This is a genomic window from Bradyrhizobium sp. KB893862 SZCCT0404 (genome assembly GCF_018130885.1).
GTDB classification, from domain to species: Bacteria; Pseudomonadota; Alphaproteobacteria; order Rhizobiales; family Xanthobacteraceae; genus Bradyrhizobium; species Bradyrhizobium stylosanthis.
Genome location: NZ_JAFCLT010000001.1, coordinates 638,663 through 662,550 on the forward strand (window position 1 = coordinate 638,663; position 23,888 = coordinate 662,550).

28 protein-coding genes are annotated in these 23,888 nt (G+C 64.8%); 15 read left to right on the plus strand and 13 right to left on the minus strand.

Going from position 1 to position 23,888, the window contains the following annotated elements; translation table 11 throughout:
* Positions 1 to 143 precede the first annotated feature (143 nt).
* Positions 144 to 590, minus strand: a complete 447-nt coding sequence (locus JQ617_RS03185) for a hypothetical protein (protein WP_212024335.1) — start codon at positions 588 to 590, stop codon at positions 144 to 146.
* A gap of 75 nt (positions 591 to 665) precedes the next feature.
* Here JQ617_RS03185 and JQ617_RS03190 point away from each other — a divergent pair, with 75 nt between their 5' ends.
* From JQ617_RS03190 to JQ617_RS03210, 5 genes are all read left to right on the plus strand, one after another.
* The gene (locus tag JQ617_RS03190) at positions 666 to 1,451 is read left to right on the plus strand and encodes an ATP12 family chaperone protein (protein ID WP_212024337.1); all 786 of its coding nucleotides are present in this window, start codon (positions 666 to 668) and stop codon (positions 1,449 to 1,451) included.
* A 66-nt stretch (positions 1,452 to 1,517) separates the two neighbouring features.
* Positions 1,518 to 3,128 carry a flagellar hook-length control protein FliK gene (gene fliK / locus JQ617_RS03195; protein WP_212024339.1) on the plus strand — a complete coding sequence of 537 codons (1,611 nt, stop codon included), beginning with the start codon at positions 1,518 to 1,520 and terminating at the stop codon, positions 3,126 to 3,128.
* Positions 3,125 to 3,388, plus strand: a complete 264-nt coding sequence (locus JQ617_RS03200) for an EscU/YscU/HrcU family type III secretion system export apparatus switch protein (RefSeq protein ID WP_212024341.1) — start codon at positions 3,125 to 3,127, stop codon at positions 3,386 to 3,388. Before fliK ends, JQ617_RS03200 begins: the two co-directional genes overlap by 4 nt.
* A gap of 36 nt (positions 3,389 to 3,424) precedes the next feature.
* A complete protein-coding gene (gene blaOXA / locus JQ617_RS03205; protein WP_502754863.1) occupies positions 3,425 to 4,282 on the plus strand; it encodes a class D beta-lactamase in 858 nt (285 codons plus the stop codon).
* Positions 4,283 to 4,350: 68 nt separating this feature from the next.
* Positions 4,351 to 5,007, plus strand: coding sequence for a carboxymuconolactone decarboxylase family protein (locus tag JQ617_RS03210; RefSeq protein WP_212024345.1), 657 nt, complete (start codon positions 4,351 to 4,353; stop codon positions 5,005 to 5,007).
* A gap of 246 nt (positions 5,008 to 5,253) precedes the next feature.
* Here JQ617_RS03210 and JQ617_RS03215 read toward each other — a convergent pair whose 3' ends face one another.
* The 3 genes from JQ617_RS03215 to JQ617_RS03225 form a co-directional block, all read right to left on the minus strand.
* A complete protein-coding gene (locus JQ617_RS03215) occupies positions 5,254 to 6,246 on the minus strand; it encodes a dienelactone hydrolase family protein (RefSeq protein WP_212024347.1) in 993 nt (330 codons plus the stop codon).
* Between the two features lie 109 nt (positions 6,247 to 6,355).
* A complete protein-coding gene (locus JQ617_RS03220) occupies positions 6,356 to 6,952 on the minus strand; it encodes a hypothetical protein (RefSeq protein WP_212024349.1) in 597 nt (198 codons plus the stop codon).
* 240 nt (positions 6,953 to 7,192) lie between these two features.
* On the minus strand, positions 7,193 to 7,597 hold the full coding sequence (locus JQ617_RS03225) for a DUF4260 domain-containing protein (protein ID WP_212024351.1): 405 nt from the start codon (positions 7,595 to 7,597) through the stop codon (positions 7,193 to 7,195).
* 149 nt (positions 7,598 to 7,746) lie between these two features.
* Between JQ617_RS03225 and JQ617_RS03230 the strand changes: the two genes are divergently transcribed.
* From JQ617_RS03230 to JQ617_RS03240, 3 genes are all read left to right on the plus strand, one after another.
* Complete coding sequence (locus tag JQ617_RS03230; protein ID WP_063682782.1) at positions 7,747 to 9,279, plus strand: acyl-CoA carboxylase subunit beta; 1,533 nt, start codon at positions 7,747 to 7,749, stop codon at positions 9,277 to 9,279.
* A 97-nt stretch (positions 9,280 to 9,376) separates the two neighbouring features.
* Positions 9,377 to 9,739, plus strand: coding sequence for a DUF7674 family protein (locus tag JQ617_RS03235; protein WP_212024353.1), 363 nt, complete (start codon positions 9,377 to 9,379; stop codon positions 9,737 to 9,739).
* Between the two features lie 19 nt (positions 9,740 to 9,758).
* Entirely contained in the window at positions 9,759 to 10,106 is a 348-nt protein-coding gene (locus JQ617_RS03240) for a hypothetical protein (protein ID WP_212024355.1), read from the plus strand.
* Between the two features lie 128 nt (positions 10,107 to 10,234).
* Here the strand turns inward: JQ617_RS03240 and JQ617_RS03245 are convergent, their stop codons facing one another.
* The 4 genes from JQ617_RS03245 to JQ617_RS03260 all read right to left on the minus strand — a co-directional run bounded on the left by JQ617_RS03245 (position 10,235) and on the right by JQ617_RS03260 (position 14,665).
* Complete coding sequence (locus JQ617_RS03245) at positions 10,235 to 10,891, minus strand: glutathione S-transferase family protein (protein ID WP_212024357.1); 657 nt, start codon at positions 10,889 to 10,891, stop codon at positions 10,235 to 10,237.
* A 120-nt stretch (positions 10,892 to 11,011) separates the two neighbouring features.
* A complete protein-coding gene (locus JQ617_RS03250; RefSeq protein ID WP_212024359.1) occupies positions 11,012 to 11,461 on the minus strand; it encodes a hypothetical protein in 450 nt (149 codons plus the stop codon).
* A 156-nt stretch (positions 11,462 to 11,617) separates the two neighbouring features.
* Complete coding sequence (locus tag JQ617_RS03255; RefSeq protein WP_212024361.1) at positions 11,618 to 12,241, minus strand: hypothetical protein; 624 nt, start codon at positions 12,239 to 12,241, stop codon at positions 11,618 to 11,620.
* Positions 12,242 to 12,706: 465 nt separating this feature from the next.
* Positions 12,707 to 14,665 (minus strand): alpha/beta hydrolase domain-containing protein, encoded by a 1,959-nt coding sequence (locus JQ617_RS03260; RefSeq protein ID WP_212024363.1) that lies wholly within the window; start codon positions 14,663 to 14,665, stop codon positions 12,707 to 12,709.
* A 222-nt stretch (positions 14,666 to 14,887) separates the two neighbouring features.
* On the opposite strand from JQ617_RS03260, the gene JQ617_RS03265 reads away from it, so the two are divergent.
* The 3 genes from JQ617_RS03265 (at position 14,888) to JQ617_RS03275 (ending at position 16,476) form a co-directional block, all read left to right on the plus strand.
* The gene (locus JQ617_RS03265) at positions 14,888 to 15,601 is read left to right on the plus strand and encodes a hypothetical protein (protein ID WP_212024365.1); all 714 of its coding nucleotides are present in this window, start codon (positions 14,888 to 14,890) and stop codon (positions 15,599 to 15,601) included.
* An 83-nt stretch (positions 15,602 to 15,684) separates the two neighbouring features.
* Complete coding sequence (locus JQ617_RS03270) at positions 15,685 to 15,999, plus strand: hypothetical protein (protein WP_212024367.1); 315 nt, start codon at positions 15,685 to 15,687, stop codon at positions 15,997 to 15,999.
* A gap of 195 nt (positions 16,000 to 16,194) precedes the next feature.
* Positions 16,195 to 16,476, plus strand: coding sequence for a twin-arginine translocation signal domain-containing protein (locus tag JQ617_RS03275; protein WP_063682790.1), 282 nt, complete (start codon positions 16,195 to 16,197; stop codon positions 16,474 to 16,476).
* A gap of 154 nt (positions 16,477 to 16,630) precedes the next feature.
* On the opposite strand, the gene JQ617_RS03280 is transcribed toward JQ617_RS03275, so the two are convergent.
* From JQ617_RS03280 to JQ617_RS03290, 3 genes are all read right to left on the minus strand, one after another.
* Positions 16,631 to 16,873 (minus strand): GCG_CRPN prefix-to-repeats domain-containing protein, encoded by a 243-nt coding sequence (locus tag JQ617_RS03280; protein ID WP_063682791.1) that lies wholly within the window; start codon positions 16,871 to 16,873, stop codon positions 16,631 to 16,633.
* Positions 16,874 to 17,210: 337 nt separating this feature from the next.
* Positions 17,211 to 18,221 (minus strand): alpha/beta fold hydrolase, encoded by a 1,011-nt coding sequence (locus tag JQ617_RS03285; protein WP_212024369.1) that lies wholly within the window; start codon positions 18,219 to 18,221, stop codon positions 17,211 to 17,213.
* 195 nt (positions 18,222 to 18,416) lie between these two features.
* Entirely contained in the window at positions 18,417 to 19,115 is a 699-nt protein-coding gene (locus JQ617_RS03290; protein WP_212024371.1) for a winged helix-turn-helix domain-containing protein, read from the minus strand.
* Between the two features lie 219 nt (positions 19,116 to 19,334).
* Between JQ617_RS03290 and JQ617_RS03295 the strand changes: the two genes are divergently transcribed.
* The 3 genes from JQ617_RS03295 to JQ617_RS03305 are packed head-to-tail and all read left to right on the plus strand — an operon-like array spanning position 19,335 to position 20,879.
* Positions 19,335 to 19,643 (plus strand): NIPSNAP family protein, encoded by a 309-nt coding sequence (locus tag JQ617_RS03295; RefSeq protein ID WP_063682793.1) that lies wholly within the window; start codon positions 19,335 to 19,337, stop codon positions 19,641 to 19,643.
* Positions 19,644 to 19,667: 24 nt separating this feature from the next.
* A complete protein-coding gene (locus JQ617_RS03300) occupies positions 19,668 to 20,018 on the plus strand; it encodes an antibiotic biosynthesis monooxygenase family protein (protein ID WP_015685445.1) in 351 nt (116 codons plus the stop codon).
* A gap of 51 nt (positions 20,019 to 20,069) precedes the next feature.
* Positions 20,070 to 20,879: an isocitrate lyase/PEP mutase family protein gene (locus JQ617_RS03305; RefSeq protein WP_212024373.1), complete on the plus strand. Its 810-nt coding sequence runs from the start codon at positions 20,070 to 20,072 to the stop codon at positions 20,877 to 20,879.
* Positions 20,880 to 21,030: 151 nt separating this feature from the next.
* Here JQ617_RS03305 and JQ617_RS03310 read toward each other — a convergent pair whose 3' ends face one another.
* Complete coding sequence (locus tag JQ617_RS03310) at positions 21,031 to 21,459, minus strand: hypothetical protein (protein ID WP_212024375.1); 429 nt, start codon at positions 21,457 to 21,459, stop codon at positions 21,031 to 21,033.
* Between the two features lie 166 nt (positions 21,460 to 21,625).
* Between JQ617_RS03310 and JQ617_RS03315 the strand changes: the two genes are divergently transcribed.
* The gene (locus tag JQ617_RS03315; RefSeq protein WP_212024377.1) at positions 21,626 to 22,270 is read left to right on the plus strand and encodes a trimeric intracellular cation channel family protein; all 645 of its coding nucleotides are present in this window, start codon (positions 21,626 to 21,628) and stop codon (positions 22,268 to 22,270) included.
* Positions 22,271 to 22,411: 141 nt separating this feature from the next.
* Here JQ617_RS03315 and JQ617_RS03320 read toward each other — a convergent pair whose 3' ends face one another.
* Positions 22,412 to 23,623: a c-type cytochrome gene (locus JQ617_RS03320; RefSeq protein WP_212024379.1), complete on the minus strand. Its 1,212-nt coding sequence runs from the start codon at positions 23,621 to 23,623 to the stop codon at positions 22,412 to 22,414.
* Positions 23,624 to 23,888 lie beyond the last annotated feature (265 nt).

Below are 23,888 nucleotides of genomic sequence, written 5' to 3' on the forward strand. Positions count from 1 at the left end.
CGGTATCTATCTGTGACGCACGGTCTCAGTACCGTCGAACGAATGCAACGGCTGGTCTTCGCCAAACTTCTGCCTGGGGTTATGGGTCCCGGCCTTCGCCGGGACGACACCGAGGGTTTAGCCGGCGGTTCTCCTCCGACCCCTCAATTCCGGAACTGCTCCAGAAACATCCGCAAGCTGTCGTGCGGGCTCTCGACGTCCGTGATCAGCCAGCCCTCGGGTCCGTTCACCAGGACGAAGTTCAGCACCACCCGGCGGCCGTGATTGTCGAAATTCGCCGCGACATAGGTCTTGTCGTACTGCTTGCGGACGACCGCGATCACGACAGGGCCGAGCCGCCAGCTCGGGCTCTGCACCAGGAAATCATAGGGTTCGATCCTCGGCGTGCTCCAGGCTTTGCGCAGCGGAGGATCGAAGAACTGCTGGGCAGTCGCCGCGTCCCGCGGCAGGCCTTTGGAGAGCTCCGGCGCGCCTTCGCCGTAATGGGCATAGACGTTGCGGACCAGCGATTCCGGGGTGCGAAAGCCGGCCTCCGCCGCAGCCAGCCAAAATCCTGCCAACAGGGCTCCGATGCCCGCAAGTTCCCGCATGCCCGCCGCTCGCTTTATCGGCCACAGGTCTTATCTTAAAAGCCTAGCATTCAGAGACCGGGGCCGAAAACTCACATGCGCGAATTGTTCGAAGAAGCAGCAAGCCAGCCCCCGCCGGATCCCAGGGAATCGGCGCGCGCCTCCGCGCGCACGCCGCTGCGCAAGCGCTTCTACAAGGAGGCCGGCGTCGCGGAAGCCGAGGGCGGATTTGCCATCACCCTCGACGGCAAGCCGATCCGGACGCCGTCCGGCCGCCAGGTGGTGATCCCCGCGCGCGCGCTCGCCGATGCGGTGGCGGCAGAATGGGCGGCCCAGGGCGAGACCATCGACCCCGTGACCATGCCGCTCACCCGGATCGCAAACAGCGTGGTCGAGGGCGTGGTCGACCGCGTCGAGCTCGTCAGCGAGGACCTCGCGAGATACTTCGAGTCCGATCTGCTGTTCTATCGTGCCGGCCATCCCGAGGGTCTGGTGGCCCGCGAGGCCGCGCATTGGGACCCCGTGCTGTTCTGGGCCGCGGAGACGCTGGGGGCGCATTTCATCCTGTCCGAGGGCGTCATGCATGTGAAGCAGCCGGATGAGGCGCTGAAGGCCGCCCGGAGTGCGCTGCCGGGCGATCCCTGGTCGGTCGCAGCTCTTCACATGGTCACGACCCTGACCGGCTCGGCCTTGCTGGCGCTGGCGCTGGCCCATGGGGTGCGCGATGCGGACCAGGTCTGGGCCGCCGCCCATGTCGACGAGGACTGGAACGCCGAAAAATGGGGCGTGGACGAGGAGGCCGCCGCCCGCCGCGCGGCCCGCCTGAAGGATTTCCAGGCCGCCGTGGCCGTTCTGGCGGCCGTGAAGCCGCAGGCGGCGTAAAGGTCCTTAACGAGAGGTTTACGAGGCGGCCTTAGGGTGGGCACAGCATTCCCCGGGCCCCCTGAGATGCCGACGCCGATAAGCTCGATCCTGCCGGTCAGTGCCGCCAGCCCCGTCGCTGACGCGGCGACGCCCGATCTCGTGCTGCAGGCCGGCAGCGTGGTCGACGCCAGGGTGGTCAGCGTGATGGCCGACAATCTGGTGCGGATCGCGATCGCCAACCTCTCGATGGACGTGATGTCGGAGGTGGCGCTGACGCCGGGGCAAAACCTGCAGCTCGCGGTGTCGCAGAACGACGGCACCATCAGGCTTGCGGTGATGAACGGAGCAGGCGGGGCGACCCCCGATCAGGTCACGCTGACGCCACGTGCAGCCTCGCTTGTTGAAAGCCCGCCGCTTGCGCCATCCGCGGGCGCGGTGCGCAACACGCTGACGCCGTTGGAGCAGGTCGCCGTGACTGCCGCCTCGGCCGAGGCCGTCACCAAACAGGGCAGCCAGGCGCCGCTGTTCGCCAATCTCGCCTCCGTCGTCACCGGTAGCGATCTGCCGGCGGGATTGAAGCAGGCGGTGCTGGACGTGCTGGCGCAGCAGACGCCGCTAAGCCCCGCCCTCGATGGCGGCGACATCGAATCCGCGTTCCAGAAGTCCGGCCTGTTTCTCGAGGCTTCGCTTGCCGCGGGCACGATGCCTTCGTCCGGCAATGTGCCGGATTTGAAAGCCGCGCTGCTGGTGCTGCGCCAGACGCTGACCACGCTCGAGACCGCTGCACCGCAGAGCACTACAGCTCCGACGGCGACGACGGCAGCACCACAGGCGGCCGCCGCGCCGGCTCAGGCTGCAGGCGAGGCCGCGCAATCTGCATCGCCTTCCGGCCCCGAGATCGCGCAGGCACCGCAACTGCCGCGCAATGCCAATCTCGCCGCTGCCGTGCTGGCCGATATCGCCGGTAACGCTCAGCAAGCCGCAATGCCGCGCACCATCTCCGCAGGCCTTGCCGCAAGCCTGCTGCAGGAGGCCACGCAAAACCTGCCGCGCCTGACCGGTAACGTGCCGGGCTCGAACAAGGCCGTGCCCGACGGCCATATCTTCGAAGCCGCCGCGCGCACGGCGCCTCCGCCGTTCCGCGGCGCGCTGCCCGCGCCGCAAGCCATCGCCGCGCCAGCGCTCGCACCGGATACGCCGCTCTCCGCGACGGTGCATCGCCTGCTCGACGACACCGATGCCGCGATCGCGCGGCAGACGCTGCTGCAGGTCGCCTCGCTCCCCGATCGCACCGATGCCGGCGGACACCGCGTCGATCCGGCCGTGCCGCAGTGGAATTTCGAGATCCCGTTCGCGACGGCGCAGGGCACCGCGATGGCGCAGTTCGAGATCTCGCGCGATGGCGGGAACGAGTCCGCCGATCCCGCCACGCGCGCCTGGCGTGCGCGCTTCTCGCTCAATGTCGAGCCGGCCGGCCCGGTGCATGCGCTGATCACGCTGAACGGCGACAAGACCTTCGTGCGGATGTGGGCCGAGCGGCCGGCGACCGCGCAGCAGCTCCGCGCCGGCGTCAGTGAGCTCACTCAGGCGATGACCAGGGCCGAACTCAAGCCCGGCGACATCGTCGTGCGCGACGGCACGCCGCCGCAACCGGCACCGGCCCGCGCCGGCCACTTCCTGGACCGCGCCACATGAGCAATCCATCCAAGCTCGCGATCGCGCTGCATTACGAGAAGGGCTCCGGCGCGCCCGTCGTCGTCGCCAAGGGCAAGGGTACGATCGGCGAAAAGATCGTCGAGATCGCCAAGGCCAACGATATCCCGATCGAGGAGAACGAGATCCTGGCCGGCGCGCTCTCCAAGGTCGAGCTCGGCGACGAGATCCCGCCCGATCTCTACAAGGCCGTCGCCGAGGTGCTGGTGTTCGTGCTGCGGCTGTCGGGGCGGGGGCGGTAGAAACCATCTGTCATCGTTTCACCACGTCGCGGCTGCATGGTCGCGGGAGTTCTTCATTGCTCACGGATACCGCCCTTGCTCTCCCGCCGTTCCACCCTCGGTCTTCTCGCCGCAGCTTCGATCCTGCCGCAGCGTGCGCTCGCCCATGTCGCGCCACCGCGCAACGAGATCCGCGACAGCCTCGCAAAGCGCTTCACCGATCTCGGCACGGCAGGCACCTTCGTCGGCTACAAGGTCGAGGACTATTTGATCGTCGCCAGCGACAAGGAGCGCTCGGGCGAGGGGAAGCTGCCGGCCTCCACCTTCAAGATTCCGAACTCGCTGATCGCGCTCGAGACCGGAATCGTCGCCGACCCGGACAAGGACGTGTTTCCCTGGGACGGCGTGAAGCGCCCGATCGAGGCCTGGAACAAGGATCACACGCTGCGCAGCGCGATCGCGGTGAGCGCGGTGCCGGTCTATCAGGAGATCGCGCGCCGCATCGGGCAGGAGCGCATGCAGAAATATGTCGACGAGTTCGACTACGGCAATCGCGACATCGGCGGCGGCATCGACCAGTTCTGGCTCACCGGCGCCTTGCGCATCGACCCGGTCGAGCAGATCGACTTCGTCGACCGGCTGCGCCGCCGCGCGTTGCCGATTTCGAAGCGCAGCCAGGATCTCGTCGCCGACATCCTGCCGGTGACCAAGGTGGGCGACAGCATCATCCGCGCCAAGTCGGGCCTGCTGGGCGCCGAGCGCGGCGAGCCGTCACTCGGCTGGATGGTCGGCTGGGCCGAGAAGGGCGAGGCGCACACCGTGTTCGCGCTCAACATGGATTGCAAGGAGCAGCGTCACATCGAGGCGCGCATGAGCCTGACGCAAGCCTGCCTTGCCGAGATCGGTGCGATCTAGCGCTGCCCGCGCCCGTGCCGCTCGACTAGCATCCTTCCGGTCAAAAAAGAAAAACCGGGAGGACAAGGATGAACTCAACACCGCTCTGGCTGTCGTCGCTCACGCTTGCTGCTGCGGGCGGCTGGCTCGCCGCCACCATGTTCGCCGGCCCCGCCGCCAGCAAGGCGCCGCGCTTTCCGCAGCTCACCATGGACCAGCTCGATGCCAAGCAGAAGCCGCTCGGCGAGCAGATCATGAAGGTGTCGAGCGTCGGTATCGGCGGGCCCTACAATCCCATGATCCGGAGCCCCGTGCTCGGCCAGCGCCTGTTCGACCTGTTCTACTATCTGCGCTGGGAGACCTCGGTCCCGACAAAGCTGAACGAGTTCGCGATCCTGATCATCGGGCGGCAATGGCGCTCGCAGGTGGAATGGTTCGCGCACGCGCCGCTCGCGGCGAAGGCGGGGCTGCCGCCCGACATCATCGCGGAGCTCAAAGCGAACAAGCGGCCGTCGAAGATGGCCGACGACGAGGCCGTGGTCTACGACTTCGTCACTGAGATCACCACGACCAAGAAGGTTTCCGACGAGACCTTTGCGCGGGCGAAGAAAGTGTTCAGCGACCAGCAGATCGTCGACCTCACCGCGGTCGCCGGCAATTACGTGATGGTGGCGATGCTGCTGGCGATGGCGGAAGAGACGGTGCCGCCGGACAAGCAGGAGCCGTTCAAGCCGGGCGAGCCGTAAGGCTCGCTCTCTCGGCTCGTCATTGCGAGGAGCTCTTGCGACGAAGTAATCCAGACTGTCTCCGCTGTGGGATTCTGGATTGCTTCGCTGCGCTCGCAATGACGGAGCTTGTGGCGCCGACGCTGGCTCTCGCTGCCCCGGTGCCGTAGGGTGGGCAAAGCGAAGCGTGCCCACGAATTGCGGATGACGGAGAGAGAGCGTGGGCACGGCGCCGTGCGCCTTTGCCCACCCTACGGCACCGGAGGCCTATCCCAGCCTGAACAGCGCCTGCAAGAACTCCTCCACCGCCTTGCGCGACTCCGCGGCGGTTGTCGGATTGCCGCCGACATGCGGATTGAGCTCGACGCAGGCATCCTTGTAGGTGAACGGCGCGTTGGTGTCGCCGTTCATCAGGACGCCGCCGTCGCCCTCTTTGATCTTGCAGTTGCGCACGGTCTGCGCGTTGGCGGACACCGTAACGGCGTTGACGCCGAGCAGGCCGCTGTCGAAGCCGTGTGCGCTGTCGGGGTATTCGGTCAGCACGACATCGCGGCCGGCGGCCTTGAGCCGCTCCACGAAGGCCTTGCAGCTCCGCACCGGATTGTAGTCGTCGGGCGTGCCGTGGAAGATGCGGATCGGGCGCGCGGCGACGTCGCCGTCGCCTTGATACGTCGTCGAGCAGTCCGGATAGAACGGGATGTACGCGGCGAACTGGACGCCGGACTTGTTCCAGAGCTTGTTGAAGCGGTCGAGGCTCGCATAGAGCGTCGCCTGGCCGCCGCGTGAAAATCCCATCAGCACGATACGATCGGGGTCGACGCGCGGATGTTTCGCCAGGATCTCCAGCGAGCGATAGATGTCGACGATCAGATTGAGCCGGCCGAGCAGGGCCTGGTTCGGTCCCACCACCGTCAGCCCGCGGCCGGTGAAACCGTCGATCACGAAGGTCGAGATGCCCACGGCGTTGAAGGCGTGCACCCAGGCTTCCGTGGTGGCGCCGACGCCGCTGGAGCCATGCATCAGCACCACGACGGGAAGCTTGCCGCTGCCCTGCGCGACGCGGAATTCGCCGGCAACCGTCACCGGCTTGGCGGCGGCTACGTCGCCGCTGAGGAATTGCTGGTCGGAGAGGGTGAGCGAGGGGATCGGATAGATCTCGGCGCGGGTGGCGACTTCCTTCGGCAGTGCCTGCGCATTGGCAAGCACGGTGGACGCGCAGAGCGCAATGAGCGTTGCAACGACGCGGAATGCCGTCGGCATCGGATCCTCCCTTATGATTTTGGGGAAGTAGACCAACGGACTTGCGCGCTGTCAATTTGATGCCGATCTGCCGCCACGAGTCATGGCCGGGCATGACGATCTCGAGGCCTCAGCCCTTGTCGGCCGTCTTCTTCGCGGTCAGCGCCTGGTCGATGGCGAAGCCGCCGATCTCGCTCATCGCCTGCGAGATCACGTCGCCGCTTCGGGCAAAGCCGCTGGAGAGATAGTCGAACTGCGTGCGCGCCAGCCGCAGCACCTCGATCGGCACGGAGACCACGGTCTCGTTGAAGCTGTCGACGGAGGCGCGCAAGGCGTCCAGCTCGCTCGTGAGGTTGCCGATGTGGCTTTCAGCGTGCTGCATCAGCCCGAGCAGCTTGGTGCGCTCGGCATCGAAGGCCGCGCGCTCGGCGGCGGCCGCTGCGGTGACCTCGGCAAGCTGGCTGCGCAGCGCCTCGACCTGGCCGACCATGGCATCGGAGGCGAGCTCGGCGGCCTCGCGCAGCTCGGTGCTGCGCGTGCTCTCTTCCTGCGCCTGATGGTAGAGCCGCTCGGCCGACATGGCCCGCTTGCCCAGCTGCTCGATCAGGCTGGCAGCACGCAGCAGCATCTCGCCGTTGCGCCCCGACACCATGCTGGCCATGCGCCGCAGGAAGTCGATGGTTTCGGACGATGGGTTCGGCGGCAGTGGGACGACCGTCGCGGACATGGTGTTGCTGGAGCCAGGGCATGATGACAGCCGCCGTACCGACTGGGCTCACGCAACACTCGGCGCCTGATCGCAAGGCCTTGAAGCAAGCCTGAATCGCCCGGCCCGGTCAACTGGCTGTCGCGGCAAATACGGTCCCGTAGCCCGGATGGAGCGCAGCGACATCCGGGACAGGGCAGCTCGGGGAGGACCCGGATTACGCTTCGCTCCATCCGGGCTACGCAGCCAGCCGAAGCCGGCTCAGACGTCCTTCTGCCGCCCGATCCGACCGAGATGGGTGAAGCCGAACCCGGCGGAATATTTCAGGCCGTAGCCGAGTGCCCGGTCGATGCCGATATGGGCGAGCCAGATCAAGGCGATGGACAAAGTGAGGGGCGAGGCGAGGCCGAAACCCAGGGTCAGCAGCGCCACCGGCGCCATGTAGCTGTGGGCGGCGTTGTAGACGAGGGCGCCGAATTTGGCGTCGGACAGGTATGCCAGGAAGCTCAGATCGGGCACGAAGAACAGCAGGGCGAACACCAGCCAGGAGCCGTCCCAGGCCGCGTACAGCATCACCATGCCGACGAACAGGGTCAGGCCCTCCAGCCTCAGCAGGATGTTGACGCCGCCTGTTGCCGCACCCGTCTCGGCCGTTCCTTCAGTCATGCTCGTCTCCCGGACAAAACTTTGTAATTCCTTGCGCTTTCACGCTGCGGCAGGGCAGCCCTGCGGCGCCGAAAGCCGCTTCCCGGTCCGCAAAATGCCGTGTTAGAACCCCCGGCAAGCGTGGCTTAGTTAAATACTGGCGGGAGCAAATGAAACACATCCTGGACGCCCTTGAAGATCGTCGTGCCGGCGCAAAGCTCGGCGGCGGGGAGAAGCGCATCGAGGCGCAGCACGCCCGCGGCAAGCTGACCGCACGCGAGCGCATCGAGCTCCTGCTCGACAAGGGATCGTTCGAGGAGTTCGACATGTTCGTCGAGCACCGCTCCACCGAGTTCGGCATGGAGAAGAACAAGATCCCCGGCGACGGCGTCGTCACCGGCTGGGGCACCGTCAACGGCCGCAAGACCTTTGTCTTTGCCAAGGATTTCACCGTGTTCGGCGGCTCGCTGTCCGAGACCCACGCGCTGAAAATTACAAAACTGCAGGACATGGCGATGAAGGCGCGGGCGCCCATCATCGGCCTCTATGATGCGGGCGGCGCGCGCATCCAGGAGGGCGTCGCCGCGCTCGCCGGCTATTCCTACGTGTTCCGCCGCAACGTGCTGGCCTCCGGCGTGATCCCGCAGATCTCCGTCATCATGGGCCCCTGCGCCGGCGGCGACGTCTATTCGCCCGCCATGACCGACTTCATCTTCATGGTGAAGAACACCAGCTACATGTTCGTCACCGGCCCCGACGTGGTGAAGACCGTGACCAACGAGGTCGTCACCGCCGAAGAGCTCGGCGGCGCCTCGGTGCACGCCACGCGCTCCTCGATCGCGGACGGCGCCTTCGAGAACGACGTCGAGACGCTCTTGCAGATGCGCCGCCTGATCGACTTCCTGCCGTCCAACAACACCGACGGCGTGCCGGAATGGCCGAGCTTCGACGACATCGGCCGGGTCGACATGTCGCTGGACACGCTGATCCCCGACAATCCGAACAAGCCCTACGACATGAAGGAACTGATCCTGAAGGTCGTGGACGAGGGCGACTTCTTCGAGATCGCCGACATGTTCGCCAAGAACATCGTCACCGGCTTCGGCCGCATCGCCGGCCGCACCGTCGGCTTCGTCGCCAACCAGCCGATGGTGCTGGCGGGCGTGCTCGACTCTGACGCATCGCGGAAGGCCGCGCGCTTCGTCCGTTTCTGCGATGCCTTCAACATCCCGATCGTCACCTTCGTCGACGTGCCGGGCTTCCTGCCGGGCACCGCGCAGGAATATGGCGGCCTGATCAAGCACGGCGCCAAGCTGCTGTTCGCCTATTCCCAGTGCACCGTGCCGCTGGTCACCATCATCACCCGCAAGGCCTATGGCGGCGCCTTCGACGTCATGGCCTCCAAGGAGATCGGCGCCGACATGAACTACGCCTGGCCGACCGCCCAGATCGCGGTGATGGGCGCCAAGGGCGCGGTCGAGATCATCTTCCGCAGCGACATCGGCGACCCCGACAAGATCGCGGCACGAACGAAGGAATACGAGGACCGTTTCCTGTCGCCCTTCATCGCGGCCGAGCGCGGCTACATCGACGACGTCATCATGCCGCACTCGACAAGGAAACGGATCGCACGGGCGCTGGCGATGCTGAAGGACAAGAAGGTCGAAGCGCCCGCGAAGAAGCACGACAATTTGCCGTTGTGAGATGGACGTAGCCCGGATGAGCGAAAGCGACATCCGGGTCTTTGCCCAGTTCCCGCATGCCGCTTCGCTCATGCGGGCTACGCGCTGAGGATACCAAGTGGGCGATCTTCATCGAACTGTCTTCCTGAAGGAGCTAAAGGACTCCTTTCCGGACTTGAGGTCCGAGATCAACGCGCAGCACGGCCTGCTGTATCTAGAGGTGCACGTGTTTACCGACTTCGTGCAGCGAGGCATCGCCGCGAGAAATGCAGAGGAGGTCGCCTCGTGCTTCAAGCTTGCCGAGAAGTACTTCAGGGATGGAAATGATCATTTGCAGAATGCCATCGGCGTTTCCTTCCTCGAGCACCTGAACTTGCAAAACGCGCAATGGGCATGGGAGTTGCTGGGTCCAATTCTGCAGCGAGAGTATTTGCAGTTGGTCGACGCTGGCATGGCCAAGCCTCTACCCGATCGCCGCTAGCGTCCCCGATTGAGACACGATGACCGAAGACGATCCGACAGACGAAATATCCGACATCGAGGACCGGATCGAGGCTCTTGCCGAGATCGCCGAGCGATGCCGGAAGTACATCCTCGCGTCAAAGATCGCCATCGGTGGCGGGGCCGCGCTGTTGTTGATCACCATCCTTGGTTTGTTGGGGGCCGGCCAGACCGCGGCGCTTGGATCGATCGCGCTGGTGCTGGGTGGGATCGTCTCGCTTGGCTCGAATATCAGCACGTTGCGGCAGACGGACGAGGCGATCGGTGCTGCGGAGGCGCGGCGCGCTGCGTTGATCAGCAGCATCGACCTGCGATTGGTTGCAGACGCGCCGCTGAAGCTGGTGTAGCACGCTGCGGTAGGGTGGGTTAGCGTCAGCGTAACCCACCTCTTTTCTCTCCGCGGCGGCAGAATTGGTGGGTTACGCCGAGCGGACTGCGCTTCGCGCAGCCGCTAGGCTAACCCACCCTACGAGCACTACGCGTTCGCGCGTACCTTATCCGCGGCAGCGAAATGCGCCATCTGGTCGGCGTGAGCCTTGGCGAAGGCCGGACGACCCGTGGCGCGCGCGACGTAGGCGCGGCAGGCAGGACTGTCCGTGAGCCCGTCGAACTTATCGACGACGCGCAGCACGTCCGACATCAGGATGTCGGCGACGGAGAAGGAGCCCGCCAGCCATTCGCGCCCCGCCAGCACCGGCTCGAGATGCTTGAGGCGAAGCTTGAGGAAATCGTCCACGAATTTCCACGCGGCCGTGTCGGTCGGATGGCCCATGAACTTCGACATTCCCCAGGGCAGGCTCGCCATCTCCACCGAATTGAGCGCCGCGAACAGCCATTTCGTCGCCTCGCTGCGGCCGCGCGGATCCGGCGGCATCAGCTTGGCGCTGAGCCCGCCCAGATGCAGCAGGATCGCGCCGCTCTCGAAGATCGAGAGGTCGCCGTCGGTCAGCCACGGCACCTGGCCGAACGGCTGGTGCGCCAGATGCGTCGCGCTCCGGTCGCCGAACGGAACGCTCGCGACGCGATAGGGCAGGCCGGCCTCTTCGAGCGCCCAGCGCACGCGGAGGTCCCGAACGAGGCCGCGCGGGGGCGGGGGAACCCAGTCGAAGGTCGTCAAGGTGAGGTCGGGCATAGCGTGTCTCCGTGCTGTCCTAGGCATAGGACGGATGGAAGCCGCGCGTTCCGACATGGGAGAACGAATTTTCGTAGGATGGGTTTCGCTTCGCTCTACCCATCCTACAGGCCAATGGCTTCACCGGCACGCCGGGTAGCCGAAGCGCTTGACGATTTCGCTTCCCGAGATCGAATGGAAGGCGAAGGTGTCCATGAAATGGTTCTCGGTGACGTACTGGCGCAGGGCGGCGTTGTAAGTGCTCGCCATTTGCTGCGTGCGCGACGGGCTGATGATGCCCTTTCTCATGGAGCCGCCGGCGTGAAACAACAAGGTCGCACCTGATGTGACGCAGACATTGCGGATCGAAAGGAACATGGTGCAGGCGGATTGACAGTGACTGTCGATGCGGAAGCGTTCGCCCGACGAATTGTACTGCTGGATCACCGCCAGGAATCGATCGAACTCCGCAGGCGAGGCCGCGCCGTAGCCCATATGCAGGGACGATACCGAGCCGTCGGCATGGGCCGGTTGTGCAGCCAGGCTGCAGAACGTGACAAGAAATCCGAGCGTCCCGAGCGCTCGCGCCAATCGTTGCCATTTGTTCAAAGTGATCTCCCTGTAGATTGAGCTCGCAAGAAAGTAGTCATTTCATCACTTCGGCAGATGAGCCTCCGCCAACTCCTTCGCCGTGCGCGCGATCACTGTCCAAGCTTCGCAAGCTTGCTTTGCTTCGCTGTGAGTACGCTACTTTGGAAAGGGCAGGTCGTCGTCCGATTCCCAGAGGCCGGTGCTCCTGTTGTGAAACATGAAGCGCTTCCAATCAAACGATGAATAAAAGACGGGACTCTCTTTGCTTACGTCGCCTAGTAGATCGACGCCGAATTGCGACTTTGCGTGCTGTATGGATTGTAGAAGCTCGACGGCAATATCAAGCTTGTCTTCCGGTACATCAAGATCGGCGCCATGGATTGGAAGATCGATTTTGAGGTGACCTGCGACAATCTTAAACTCTTCGGACCACGTTTTGCGATACTTCCATTCAAATAGCAGTTTCCGTGAGAAGTCGAGTAAGAAGCGGCCCTTCAATGAGGGCGCGGTCTCAATCGATCGCATGGGAAATGCAGTTAGCCCAACACCGCGGAGCATTGTAAGGACCTCACGAAGGGAGGAGCCCCTGACTCCAACACGTTCTTCGAATGTTGGTCCGTGATGAATGCCTTCGCGATCAATCCAGTGAAGAGCTGCATACTTCAGGCCGACTAATCCTCCGTGATTGGAAAACGACCGAACGTCTGACGCATTGATCTTACCGAATACGACTCCAAACAGAAGGTCGTTTGTAATTTCCGATAAGAGATGATCTCTCATGTAGCCTCTGTCCCGTTCAGAATCGGCGTCGAAGCCGTCGGGAACAGGTATAAGTCTAAGGCCGCGCAGTAGAGGCCTCGTGGCCGCGTTGTCTCGATATGCTTTGACGATTTCGGCGATTGTTGCTCTGTTTTTTATGTTGTCACGTATGAAGTATAATTTGAGGGATGAGCCTCCATCAAACAACAATGTTCGGAGATCTTTGTCGATCCCTTCTCTATGATTCCAGAGTACTTGCGAGATTAGAGGTCGCGAGAAATCTCTCTGCAGGACGCAGGCATAATCAAATGTTCGGCGCTGGGCCTCGGATGACGCCAATAGCCTCGTTTCCGTAAAGTCATGCAAAATTTCATTGGTCGCGTCCGATATGTATTTGTGCTCTGGACTATCTGCCATTGCTCATGCCCCCAAAATAGACTCAAAAATGTTGGATTCAGGTAATTTAGTTCAGCCGAACTGGCCTCCTCACTGCCCGAGCTTCGCCAGCTTCCCTTGCTTCGCCGCCTCCACTGCACGCTCAGCATCCTCCGGCAGCAAGGTCCGCTCCGCCACCTGCCGTGCCGCCTCGCGCTTGACCGCCGCGACATAGGCGCCGTCGTCGGCATAGCGCTCCGCGATCGACAGCCTGGGATCGTGCACTTCCTTCCGTGCGGCTTCCGTCGGCGCAAAGGGCACCACGGCGCCCTGCAGCGGATAGAGCGCGGTCGGGCCAAAGCCCTGCGCGCGCGGATTCCACGCGGTGTAGGTCGCGCGCGGCACGGCCAAGGCAAGCTGGCGGATTCCTGCGATGGCCATGCCGTCGGTGTCCGCCTTCGGCACGAACACGGGATAGCGGCCGATTTCCTTCGGCGGCAGCACGCTCTGGTCGGAGAAGGCGGCGAGCGTATGGATGCCGGCATAGGGCAGGCCGGGGATGTCCGAGGGCACGGCGCCTTGCGCCGGCACCAGCGTGCCGTGGGCGCGCATGGGGACGCGGCTTGCGGGCGGCCTGGTGCCGTCGCTCATCCAGGCGTTGAGATCGGTGAGCAGCGCGCGCATCGGCATGCCAGCATGCATCGGGTTCTGCGGCAGCGACATCGCCGGCAGACCCTTCTTCATCACGTCGGCGGCTTCGGCGAAATGCGGCGTGCCGGAGATCATGTAGGCGCGGACGTTGTCGGGGAGATCGAGATGGTTGCCTGAGAGATCGGTGACCAACAGCGAGGCGTGCGAAGCCCACCATTCGTGCTCGCTGTCGGTCTGCATGATCCTGGGGCAGGTGGCCGAGAGCGAACAGCGGCGCAGCAGGCCGTCGGTCTTGCCGGAATAGGGATCGCTCAACGTCGCGTAGGTGAACGGGAACAGGTCGGCCTGCCACGCCGGATCCTGCAGATGGCGCGGGTTGCGGCCGGGCTGGCCGAAGCGGACGTTGGTCGCCATCCGCCTTGTGCCCGCGACATGCGGCATCAGGCCGTCGAACACCGTGCGGCCCGACAAATCCTCGTTGAAGCCGAGATAGAGGAAGTCGCGCAGGAAGCGGCCGGACTGCGAGACGCCGAAGCCGATGGCGCGGCTCACCGACGGATGCAATCCGTTCAACAGCGGATTTGCCGGCGTCTCGTCACGGCGCAGGAAGCTGACGACGTCGCGCACGGCGGCATAACCCATGCCGAGCGGCACCGGATCGCGCGCGGTGTAGGTGATCTCGTAGAGCGCGCCGGCATCGAAACCGTCGGGGCGGGCGATCTCGACCGTGTTGGGATCGATGATCTTCGCGGAAAGGCCCGGTGGCGTCTGCCGCGGATCGGCCCAGGCCGCGCGCACGGTGATGTTGAGGTTGGCGGCATCCGCCGCCGGCCATGTCAGCGTCGCGCGCGCGGGATTGGTCGTGTTGTCGAACACGAATTCTTCACGTACCGGGCCGGTGACGCCCTTCAGCGCCGGCGCCGTGAGCGCCATCTGGCCGGGCTTGGAGGGGATGTCGCCCTGCCAGCCGACCCAGACCATCGTAAAGCCCTGGCGGTGCAGGAAGCCGATGCCGGCATCCTCGGCCTTGTCGGCGTTGTTGGCGCCGGGCTGGGCGGAATCGTCGAACAGTTGCGGTGCAAGCTTGCGGCCGCGATTGGGCACGTCCAGCAGCAGCGTGCCGTTGCCGCGCGCGGGATCGCTGGGCCTGAGGATCACGACGTCGGCGGCGGCCTCGACCTTGCCGTCGGCGCCGCGCGGTGCGAGCGCAAGATCAGTGATCACGGCGTTGCGGTCGTCGGACGGGTTGAGCGCGAAGGTCGCGCGCGCGGTGATCCGTTCATAGGTGCCGACATTGCCAAAGCTGCGGCCGGCAAAGGCGGGCTCGCGCGCGAGGATGTCGAAGCGGACGATTTCGGCGGACGAGGCCGCAGGCCACAGGCAGGCGATCGCGATCAGACCCCGGATGATCCTGCGCATGGGCGTTCCTTCCCCGTGATCGCGCGAGGCGCGAGGCCCCGTCGCGTAGGTTGTTGTTTGTTGTCCCAATTCATAGCACGCGGCGGCCGTAGCCGATACGCCGGCCCGACATACGGCTCATGAGCCGATTGGTGCCCATCGGGCTGCAAGATTCCTGTTTCGGGTATCGCGCGGTTGTACTACCTTAGGATTATTGTTTTTCATATTTCAATCGAGGCCGATATGACACCCACCGACGAGACTCCGCAGGACGCGGAGAGGCCTGGCAATACTGAGCCGGCCAACGAAGCAGCGACGCCTCCCGTCGCAGAGACGGCGGCGGACGATCCGGCCCCGCCGCCGCCACTTCCGCCACCGACACCACCGGTCGTCGCCGCGGCGCGCGGAGTCGATCGCGCGCTCCTGCGAACCTACAAGTTCATGCTGATCTACCAGTTTGGCGGGGCGCTGCTGCTTGGCGGCGGAATGCTTGCATCGCTGCTCCTTGCTTACCTGTTCAAGGACAGGTTTCAGCCGCCGCTTCTGCTGCTCGTCGTGCTGGTGGGCATGTTGGGCGCGTTCTTCAGCGCGTTGACGCGGCTCTACAGGATCGAGCAGCTGGAGGATGCCGTGATATCACCGACGGTCAGCCAGCTGGGTGCGTTCTATCTGCTTGTCTTTTCGCTGATAGCGCCCCTGGTTGGCGGCATCGCGGCGCTCGTGCTCTACGTGTCCTTCGCGGGCGAGTTCCTCCAGGGCGGCCTGTTTCCATCGATCAAGTGCAAGGGGGAGTGCGGCTCTTTCGTCGACGTCATCGCCAATTATGTTCCCAACGAACCGAAGGACTACGCCAAGGCACTGGTCTGGGGCTTCATCGCGGGCTTCTCCGAGCGCCTCGTGCCCGACACCTTGCAGACGTTCGCAACGCAGCGGGGAGCGCAAAGGCCGGCGGCCTGATCGCGCGTCCGGGGATGTGCCGGCGGGTGGGTTTGGTGGCGGCCATCGGCTATGATGGCTGCCAATCAACAGGAGGAAATCCGATGCCCGCCGCATTCTTCGTCGTCCGCGCCACTGTCACCGATGCGAGCAAGCGCGCCGCGTTCGACAAATGGTACGAGACCGAGCACGTGCCCGATGCGGTGAAGGCGTTCGGCGTGAGCAAGGCCTGGCGGTTCTGGAGCCTGGACGATCCCTCGCTGCACCAGGCCATGTATGAGTTCGATGACGAGGCCAAGCTCGCGGCCATGCTGAAGGGCGATGCGCTGAAACAGCTGGTTGCCGATTTCAAGCGCGACTGGCCCGAGGTGAAGCGCACGCGCGAGACGCTGGTGCTGGCGCAACAGTTCGGGGCGTAACGACACAGTTCGTAGCCCGGATGGAGCGCGGCGTAATCCGGGTTCGTGCCCCAGCCGAAAACCCCGGATTGCGCTGCGCTCCATCCGGGCTACGGCAACTCCGAACGAACCTGAACGCGCGATTCAGCTTCGGTTCATGTCGTGACCGCGACACTTCCTCTGCATCACTTGCTCGCTATTCCAGAGGACATGTTCATGGAGCGTCGGAACTTTTTGAAACTTGCATTGGGCGTTGCGGCGGGAGCTGCCGCGCTGACCACTGCCGCGCAGGCTGCGCCGTTGTCGCCGCAGCCGCTTGGCGGTCCGAACCGGATGCCCGAAGGCAATCCCGACGCTCATCCTGCCGTCACCACAAGCGATGAAGCCGCCCAGCTCAAGCCCGAGCAGGTGCACTGGCATGGCCACCATCGCCACTGGGGCTGGCGCCGCCGTCATTGGGGCTGGCATCGCCGGCGCTGGCATCGCCGCCACTGGTAAGCGCTCGGCCGTCGAGCCAAGGGAACGGGGATCGCGCTTCGCGGTCCCCGTTTCGATTTGTGACTATCGCCGACGAGCCACTCGGAGGCCCGCAAAAGAAAATGGCCGCGCAGGCTGATCCTGCGCGGCCATCTCGCAATGTGGAAAGACGAGATCAGATCGGGCGGCAGCGGCCGGCGTACCAGCGGAAGCCATAGGGGCACACGCGCGGGCGCACCACGACGACAGGCGCGGGCGCGGGGGCAACGACGACAACCGGCGGACGCCCGGCCATCGGACGGCAGCCGCCATAGGGGCCACGGTACCAGCCGGGACCGCAGCCGCCGGCGGCGCTGGCCGCCTCGCTGAAACCGACGACGGCGCTCGCGAGCATGACGGCGGCAAAGAGATATTTCATTTGATCTTCCTTCTCGTCCTTGGGGCAGATTGTTTGGGGGAAAGTCTTCAGGGCAAGTCTTTGAGGCAAGTCGTTAGGGCTCGGCGCTTGCGGCGCACAATGAATCAAAAGACACGATTCGACACGTTAAATCTGGGGGATGCGTGCCGACACGTCGCGATCCAAACCTGCCAATCATGACCTGAATGCGGCATGAACGCTTCCCGCATCCTGCCTCAGGCGACATCCAGATGTCGCCACAGCATGATCCGGAAAACCGCAGCGCGGCTTTCCGGAAAGGTCATGCGTAAACAAGAACCTGAAGCGCGATGATCGTCCGCCCAGGTCTCATCGCGCCTCAGCGGCCGAGAAAGCCCAACACCAGCTCCTTGTACTTTTCCGGCGCCTCCAGGAAGACGAGATGCCCGGTGTCCGGGACCACCTCGGCGCGCGCGTTCGGCATCTTCGCGGCGAGCTGCCTGGCGAGTTCGGCGTTCTGCCCCATCTTTGCGCGCAGCGCCTCGGGCGCGAGCGGCCGGCCCGGCGCGTTGTGGTCGTCGGCGCCCATGATGAACAGCGTCGGCAGCGCGATCAGCGGGATCTCGTGCGCCACCGGCTCGCGATAGATCATCTGGCCGGACGAGACCAAGGCACGCAGCCAGCGCGGATAATCGGGGCTGCCCTTGATGTTGAAGCGGGCGTCGATGAAGGGCGTGATCGCCTCCGGCGGCAGCTTGATCGCGTAGTTGGTCTGGAGCTGCTTGCGATAGCCGTCCGGGGTGAGCTTGTCCTCGGACTCGACGATCTTCTCGGTCGGCGTCGGCGGCACGTAGAGGCGGTAGTCCTCGAGGCCAATGGGGGCCGTCAGGACAAGATGCGAGACGCGGTCAGGATAGGCGCGGGCGATGCGCACGCCGAGCATGCCGCCGAGCGAATGCGCGACGACCTCCGCCTTGTCGATCTTGAGATGGTCGAGCAGCGCGATGGTGTTGCGCGCCAGATTGTCGAAATGCAGCTCGCCCGCCGGCTTGGAGGATTTGCCGAAGCCGATCTGGTCAGGCACCACGACGCGGTAGCCGGCTTCGCTCAGCATCTTGATGACGGGTGCCCAATAGCTCGACGGAAAATTGCGCCCGTGCAGCAGCACCACGGTCCGGCCGTTGGGCTGTTGGGGCGCGACGTCCATGTAGGCCATGCTGAGCTGCTCGCCGTCGTTGACCACGGGCAGCAGGTGCACGGGATAGGGATAGGCAAAGCCTTCGAGCGCGATGCCGTAGGGTTCGTGTTGGGGCGTATCGGCGGCGCGGATGGGCGTGAGCGAAGTGGCAAGGAGGGCGGCCGCGAGCGCGGCGGGAAGGAGGCGGTTCATGGGGATCTCTAATTTGTTGCACCGTCATTCCGGGGCGCGCGCAGCGCGAAACCGGAATCTCGAGATTCCGGGTTCGATGCTTTGCATCGCCCCGGAATGACGGTGGGCTTAAAGACGTGGATGGCCGGGTCAAGCCCGGCCATGACGAGAGCCCGCGTTCACACGCAAACGTGCGATCTCACGCCTCTCGCGTGATCAATCCTTGCCGTTCCCGAACAGCGCCGCGAACTGCTTCTCGCCGGTGCGGGTGAAGTTCACGACGCGGCTGCCCGGGGTCGCATCGCGTGCCGCCCATTTCAGCTCGGCAAAGCGCTGCATCATGGCGGCGCCCAGCGTGCCGGCGAGGTGGTGGCGCCGCTCGCTCCAGTCGAGACAGGCCTTGCAGACGGGGCGGCGGGGGTGGGCGAGCATCTCGGCCGAGATCTGCAGATGCCTGGCGAGGAAGCGCTCGCCTTCGGTCGTCAGCTCGATGTCCTGCTTCTTCTGCCGGACCAGGTTGCGCTCGCGCATGGTGTCGAGCATCTGCACGCCGAGATCGCCGGCGAGATGGTCGTAGCAGATCCGCGCGCGCCGCAGCGCCGGATCCTTCGGCCCGGTGCGCACGCGCATGTGGCCGGTGCGCGCCGCAAGGCCGGCAAGGCCTTCGAGCACGCCTGCGACGTCGTCGTCGGTGAGGCGATAATAGCGGTGCCGGCCCTGCTTCTCCGGCTCGACCAGTCCGCCGGCCTCGAGCTTCGACAGATGCGAGCTCGCGGTCTGCGGCGTGATGCCGGCCTCCTGCGCGAGCTCGCTCGCGGTGAGCGCGCGGCCGTTCATCAGCGCCGTGAGCATGTTGGCGCGGGCGGGATCGCCGACCAGCGCAGCGACCATGGCAATGTCGGGTCCTGATTTCATGCTTCGATGGTAGCCGAAGCATTGTGGTCGGGCAAGGGCGTAGCGTGTTGCTGCAAACACGTCATTGCGAGCGAAGCAATCCGGCGCCGTAGGGTGGGCAAAGGAGCGTAGCGACGTGCCCACCAATCGTCGTTGCGGACAGAGGACGTGGGCACGCTTCGCTTTGCCCACCCTACGAGACCTGCGCTCGCAATGACGGTGTGGAAACAGGAGCCCACCATGTCCGTCACCGTCTTCATCCGCTACCAGCTCGATCCGTTCAAGCGCGCACAGTTCGAGGAATATTCGAAGCGCTGGCTCACCATCATCCCGAAATGCGGCGGCGACCTGATCGGCTATTTCATGCCGCATGAGGGCACCAACAACATCGCCTCTGCGCTGATCACCTTCGAGAGTCTCGCCGCCTACGAGGCCTATCGCGCCCGGCTGCGGCAGGATGCGGAAGGCATGGCGAATTTCAACTACGCCGAGGAACACAAATTCATCCTCGCGGAAGAGCGCACGTTCTTGCGCAAGGTGGTATTGTAGGCCTCCAACAAGAAGGAGAAGCCCATGATCGCCGTGATCTTCGAGGTCTGGCCCAAGCCGGAACACCGCCAGGACTATTTCGACCTCGCCGCCGATCTGAAGCCGATCCTGCAGACCATCGACGGCTTCATCTCGGTCGAGCGTTTCGAGAGCCTGACCGACAAGGGCAAGATCCTCTCGGTGTCGTTCTGGCGGGACGAGGCCGCCGTGCAAGCCTGGCGCAACACCATGGAGCACCGCCGCACCCAGGCCAAGGGCAGGGCGCAGATCTTTGCGGACTATCATCTGCGCATCGCCAGCGTCGTCAGGGACTACAGCATGACCGATCGCGAGCAGGCGCCGAAGGACAGCCGCGCGGTGCACGATGCGCACTAGCGCGCTCGATGATGCGTGCCTATGTCTGCGCGGCCAACAAGGGAGAGAAACATGCATGTGACAACCGCTGACAAGCGGGCCGCGTTCAGGAAGATGCACGAGAGCGGCTGCTTCATCCTGCCCAATCCGGTCGATGTCGGCAGCGCGAAAGCCTTGCAGCATCTCGGTTTCAAGGCGATCGCCTCGTCGAGCGCGGGCTTTGCCTGGACCATCGGCAAGGCCGACAACCACGTCACCGTCGAGGACGTCTGTCAGCATCTGGCAGCATTGAGCTCGGCCGTCGACATTCCCGTCAACGCGGATTTCGAGGGCGGCTTCGCGGTTGAGCCGGACAAGGTCGCGGACAATGTCGAGCGCTGTGTGCGCACCGGCGTCGCCGGCCTGTCGATCGAGGATTCCACCGGCGACAAGGACAAGCCGATCTACGAGCGCGCGCTCGCGGTCGAGCGCATCAAGGCTTCGCGCAAGGCGATCGGCGACAGCGGCACGCTGCTGGTCGGCCGCTGCGAAGCCTATCTGTGGGGCATCACCGATCTCAAGCTCGTCATCGACCGGCTCACCGCCTACGCGGACGCCGGCGCCGACTGCCTCTATGCGCCGGGCCTGAAGACACGCGAAGACATCGCCGCGGTGGTGAAGGCAGTCGCGCCGAAGCCGTTCAACCTGCTGATCGGTGCGTCCGGACTGTCGCTCAGGGAGGCCGAAGACCTCGGCGTGCGCCGCATCAGCGTCGGCGGCTCGCTCGCCCGCGCCGCCTGGGGCGGCTTCATGCGCGCGGCGAAGGAGATGGCGGAGAAGGGAACGTTTGCCGAGCTCGGCAGCGGTTATTCCGGCGGCGAGCTCAACAAGATGTTCAGCTAGCGGCGCAACGCGACAAACGAAAAGCGGCGTCGAGTCCCGCCGCTTTCTCGTCCTCTCGGCGTCATTCCCCGCTGGATCGCCCGGTCCTAGTGCGCAATTGCGCACTGGCCGGGCGATGACAATTGTGTGTTACGCGGCGACAGTCGCGACGTTACTTCGCGCCGTCAGACGGCGTCTGCGTATCCGGTGCCGGCTTTGCAGCAGGCGTGTCCGGAGCCGGATCGGCCGGCTTGGTCGGTGCCGCACCCGTGGTCATGCCCGGCTCGGTGTTGTTGCGCGGCGTCACGTCACGCATGCCGGGAGGCGCGGCCGGATTGGCCGGTGCCGTCTGCTGAGCAGTCCGCGACGTCGTCTCGGTGCTCGCCTGGTTGCCCGTGGTCGTGTTGTTCAGGCCGTAGAACACCGCGCCCAGCACCAGGGCGACAGCCACAGCGAACAATGCGACCTTGCCGCTGGAGGCGGGGCCTTCGCCAAGCTCGGGATCGGCTTGCAGGTCGCCGTCCCGGCGTGCCGCGCGAAGATACTCATCGTCGGCGAGGTTCGGGCGATACGGATCGTTGGGAAAACGGTCGTCAGCCATCGATTGGTCTCCTCGGTTAAGACGCCGGGACAACCCTCAGCTGCGAGATTCTGTTCCGCCCGCTTTATGCTTTCGTCGCATGTTGCCTCGGCGTAGGGAATCGGGAACCTGTCTCAATGGGAACCTCGTGCGCGAGTTCCATTGCAGGGGAGGAGGGAACACGGCGATGTGGAGCCTGCCGCCGACCGATAGCGTGCTGCATTTCCTGTCGCTGGTGGCGGTGGCCGCACAGGGCATGTCGGCTGCGCTCGCTGCGGGACGCCGCAGCATGGACTGGCTAGGGGTCTGCTTCCTCGGCTGCATCACCGCGCTCGGCGGCGGCACGCTGCGCGATCTCTTCCTCGGACATTATCCGCTGGCCTGGGTGCAGAACCCGATCTATCTCGCGCTTGCCGGCGGTGCCGCCTTTCTCACCATCCTGACCGCGCGTCTCGTGCACCGGCTGAGGGTCGCCTTCATCGTGCTCGATGCGATCGGCCTCGTCGTCTTCACCATGGCCGGCTGCAACGTTGCCTGGCAGATGGACGCGACGCTGCCCATCGTCATCGTCTCGGGCATGGTCACCGGCTGCGCCGGCGGCGTGCTGCGCGACGTGCTCTGCAACGACGTGCCGCTGCTGTTCCGCTCCGAGCTTTACGCCAGCGTTTCGGTGGTGACGGGCCTGTTCTACGCCACCGCGTTCGGCCTCAATCTCAACGCCGAGCTCTGGACCATTTTGACCTTCGTCCTCGGCATCAGCTTCCGCCTGCTGGCGGTGCGCTACAAATGGGAGATGCCGAAATTCGTGTTCACGGGGGATGAGGAGAGGTAGCGGCTGACTTCACAGCTCTCTCCGCGCCGTCATGGCCGGGCTTGTCCCGGCCATCCACGACCTTTGTCGCGGCACGAAGAACGTGGATGCCCGGGACAAGCCCGGCCATGACGACCACTGGTGAATTCCGTAGAGAGCCAACTATGGCTCTTGCCCACGAGCCTTCGCCACCTGCGCCGGCGTCACCAGCGGCGCGGCGTTGCCCCAGGAATTGCGGATGTAGTTCGTGACCGCCGCGATCTCGTCGTCGGACAATTGTTTCGCGTAGCCCGGCATCTCGCCGGTGTTCGGCGCGCGCGGTGTCGTCACGGTGTGGGCGCCGTCGAGAATGATGCGCAGGGTCGAGGCCGGATTGACCGATTGCAGCAGCGCGTTGCCGGGCAGCGGCGGATAGATCCGCGGCGCGCCTGATCCGTCGGCCTCATGACAGGCGACGCAGAGCTTCGCATAGACGACCTGGCCGGCCGTCATCTCGGCCTCCTCGGGCGGCGTCACGATCGTCTCGCGCCGCGCCGGCGGCAGGCTCTTCAGGTAAACCGCGATCGCGCGGACATCGGCATCGCTCATCTTCGCCGTCGAGTTGACGACGACCTCGGCCATCGGTCCGCCGGCATGGCTCCTGGCGTTGCGGCCGCTCTCCAGATATTCGGCGATCTCCTCGGCGCTCCAGGATTTCAAGCCCGTGCGCGCGGCGCCGTCGAGCCTTGGCGCATACCAGCCGCCGACCTCGTTGCCCGAGAGCGCCTGCGCCTGCTTGTCCGCGCCGAAATAGTTCTTCGGCGTATGGCAGGCGCCGCAATGGCCGAGCCCGGTGACGAGATAGCCGCCTCTGTTCCAAGCCGCGCTCTGGCTCTGGTCCGGCTCGAACAGGCCGGGCTTGAAATACATGGCGTTCCAGATCCGCATCAGGCCGCGATAGCCGAACGGCCAGCGCAGCTCCGGCGGCTTGTTGCGGCTGGCGACGGGCGCAAGGCTGCCGAGATAGGCCCGGATCGCCAGCGTGTCGTCCTTCGTCATTTTCGTGAAATAGGGGTAGGGGAACGCCGGGTAATAGTTCGAGCCGTCGGGCGCGATGCCATAGCGCAGGGCGCGGGTGAAGTCGGCATCCGCCCAGGCGCCGATCCCGGTGTCGCGGTCGGGCGTCAGGTTCGGCGTGTAGATCGCACCGAAGGGCGTGTCGATGCGTTTGCCCCCCGCAAACGGTTTGGCCGGATCGGCGGTGTGGCAGCCCGCGCAATCGCCGGCTTCGACCAGGGCCTTGCCATAGGCGATCAGCTCCGGCGCCGGCTCGGCGGCGCGGGCCAAGCCTGCAACTGCACTGCACAACGCAATCACAGCCAGAATCGTCCGCATGCTCGGTCTCTCCTGCGACCAATCGACCCCACCCGCATGAACGCAGCATCGATTCATTTCGCGGCGGCGGGGGTATGGTGACACAAACTGAAAATGCCTGGCATGTTTCAGGCCACGAAATTGCGATTTTTACCCGGCGCTCGCTTTGGTCCAGATTTGTGATGCGGAGCGTGAAATATCCGACATAGAGTGGCGAAGGTGGTCGGCGCGCCCTAGCTAAAAACAACGGGCAGGCAACGGCTTAAGCGATCTTAAGTGACAAAGA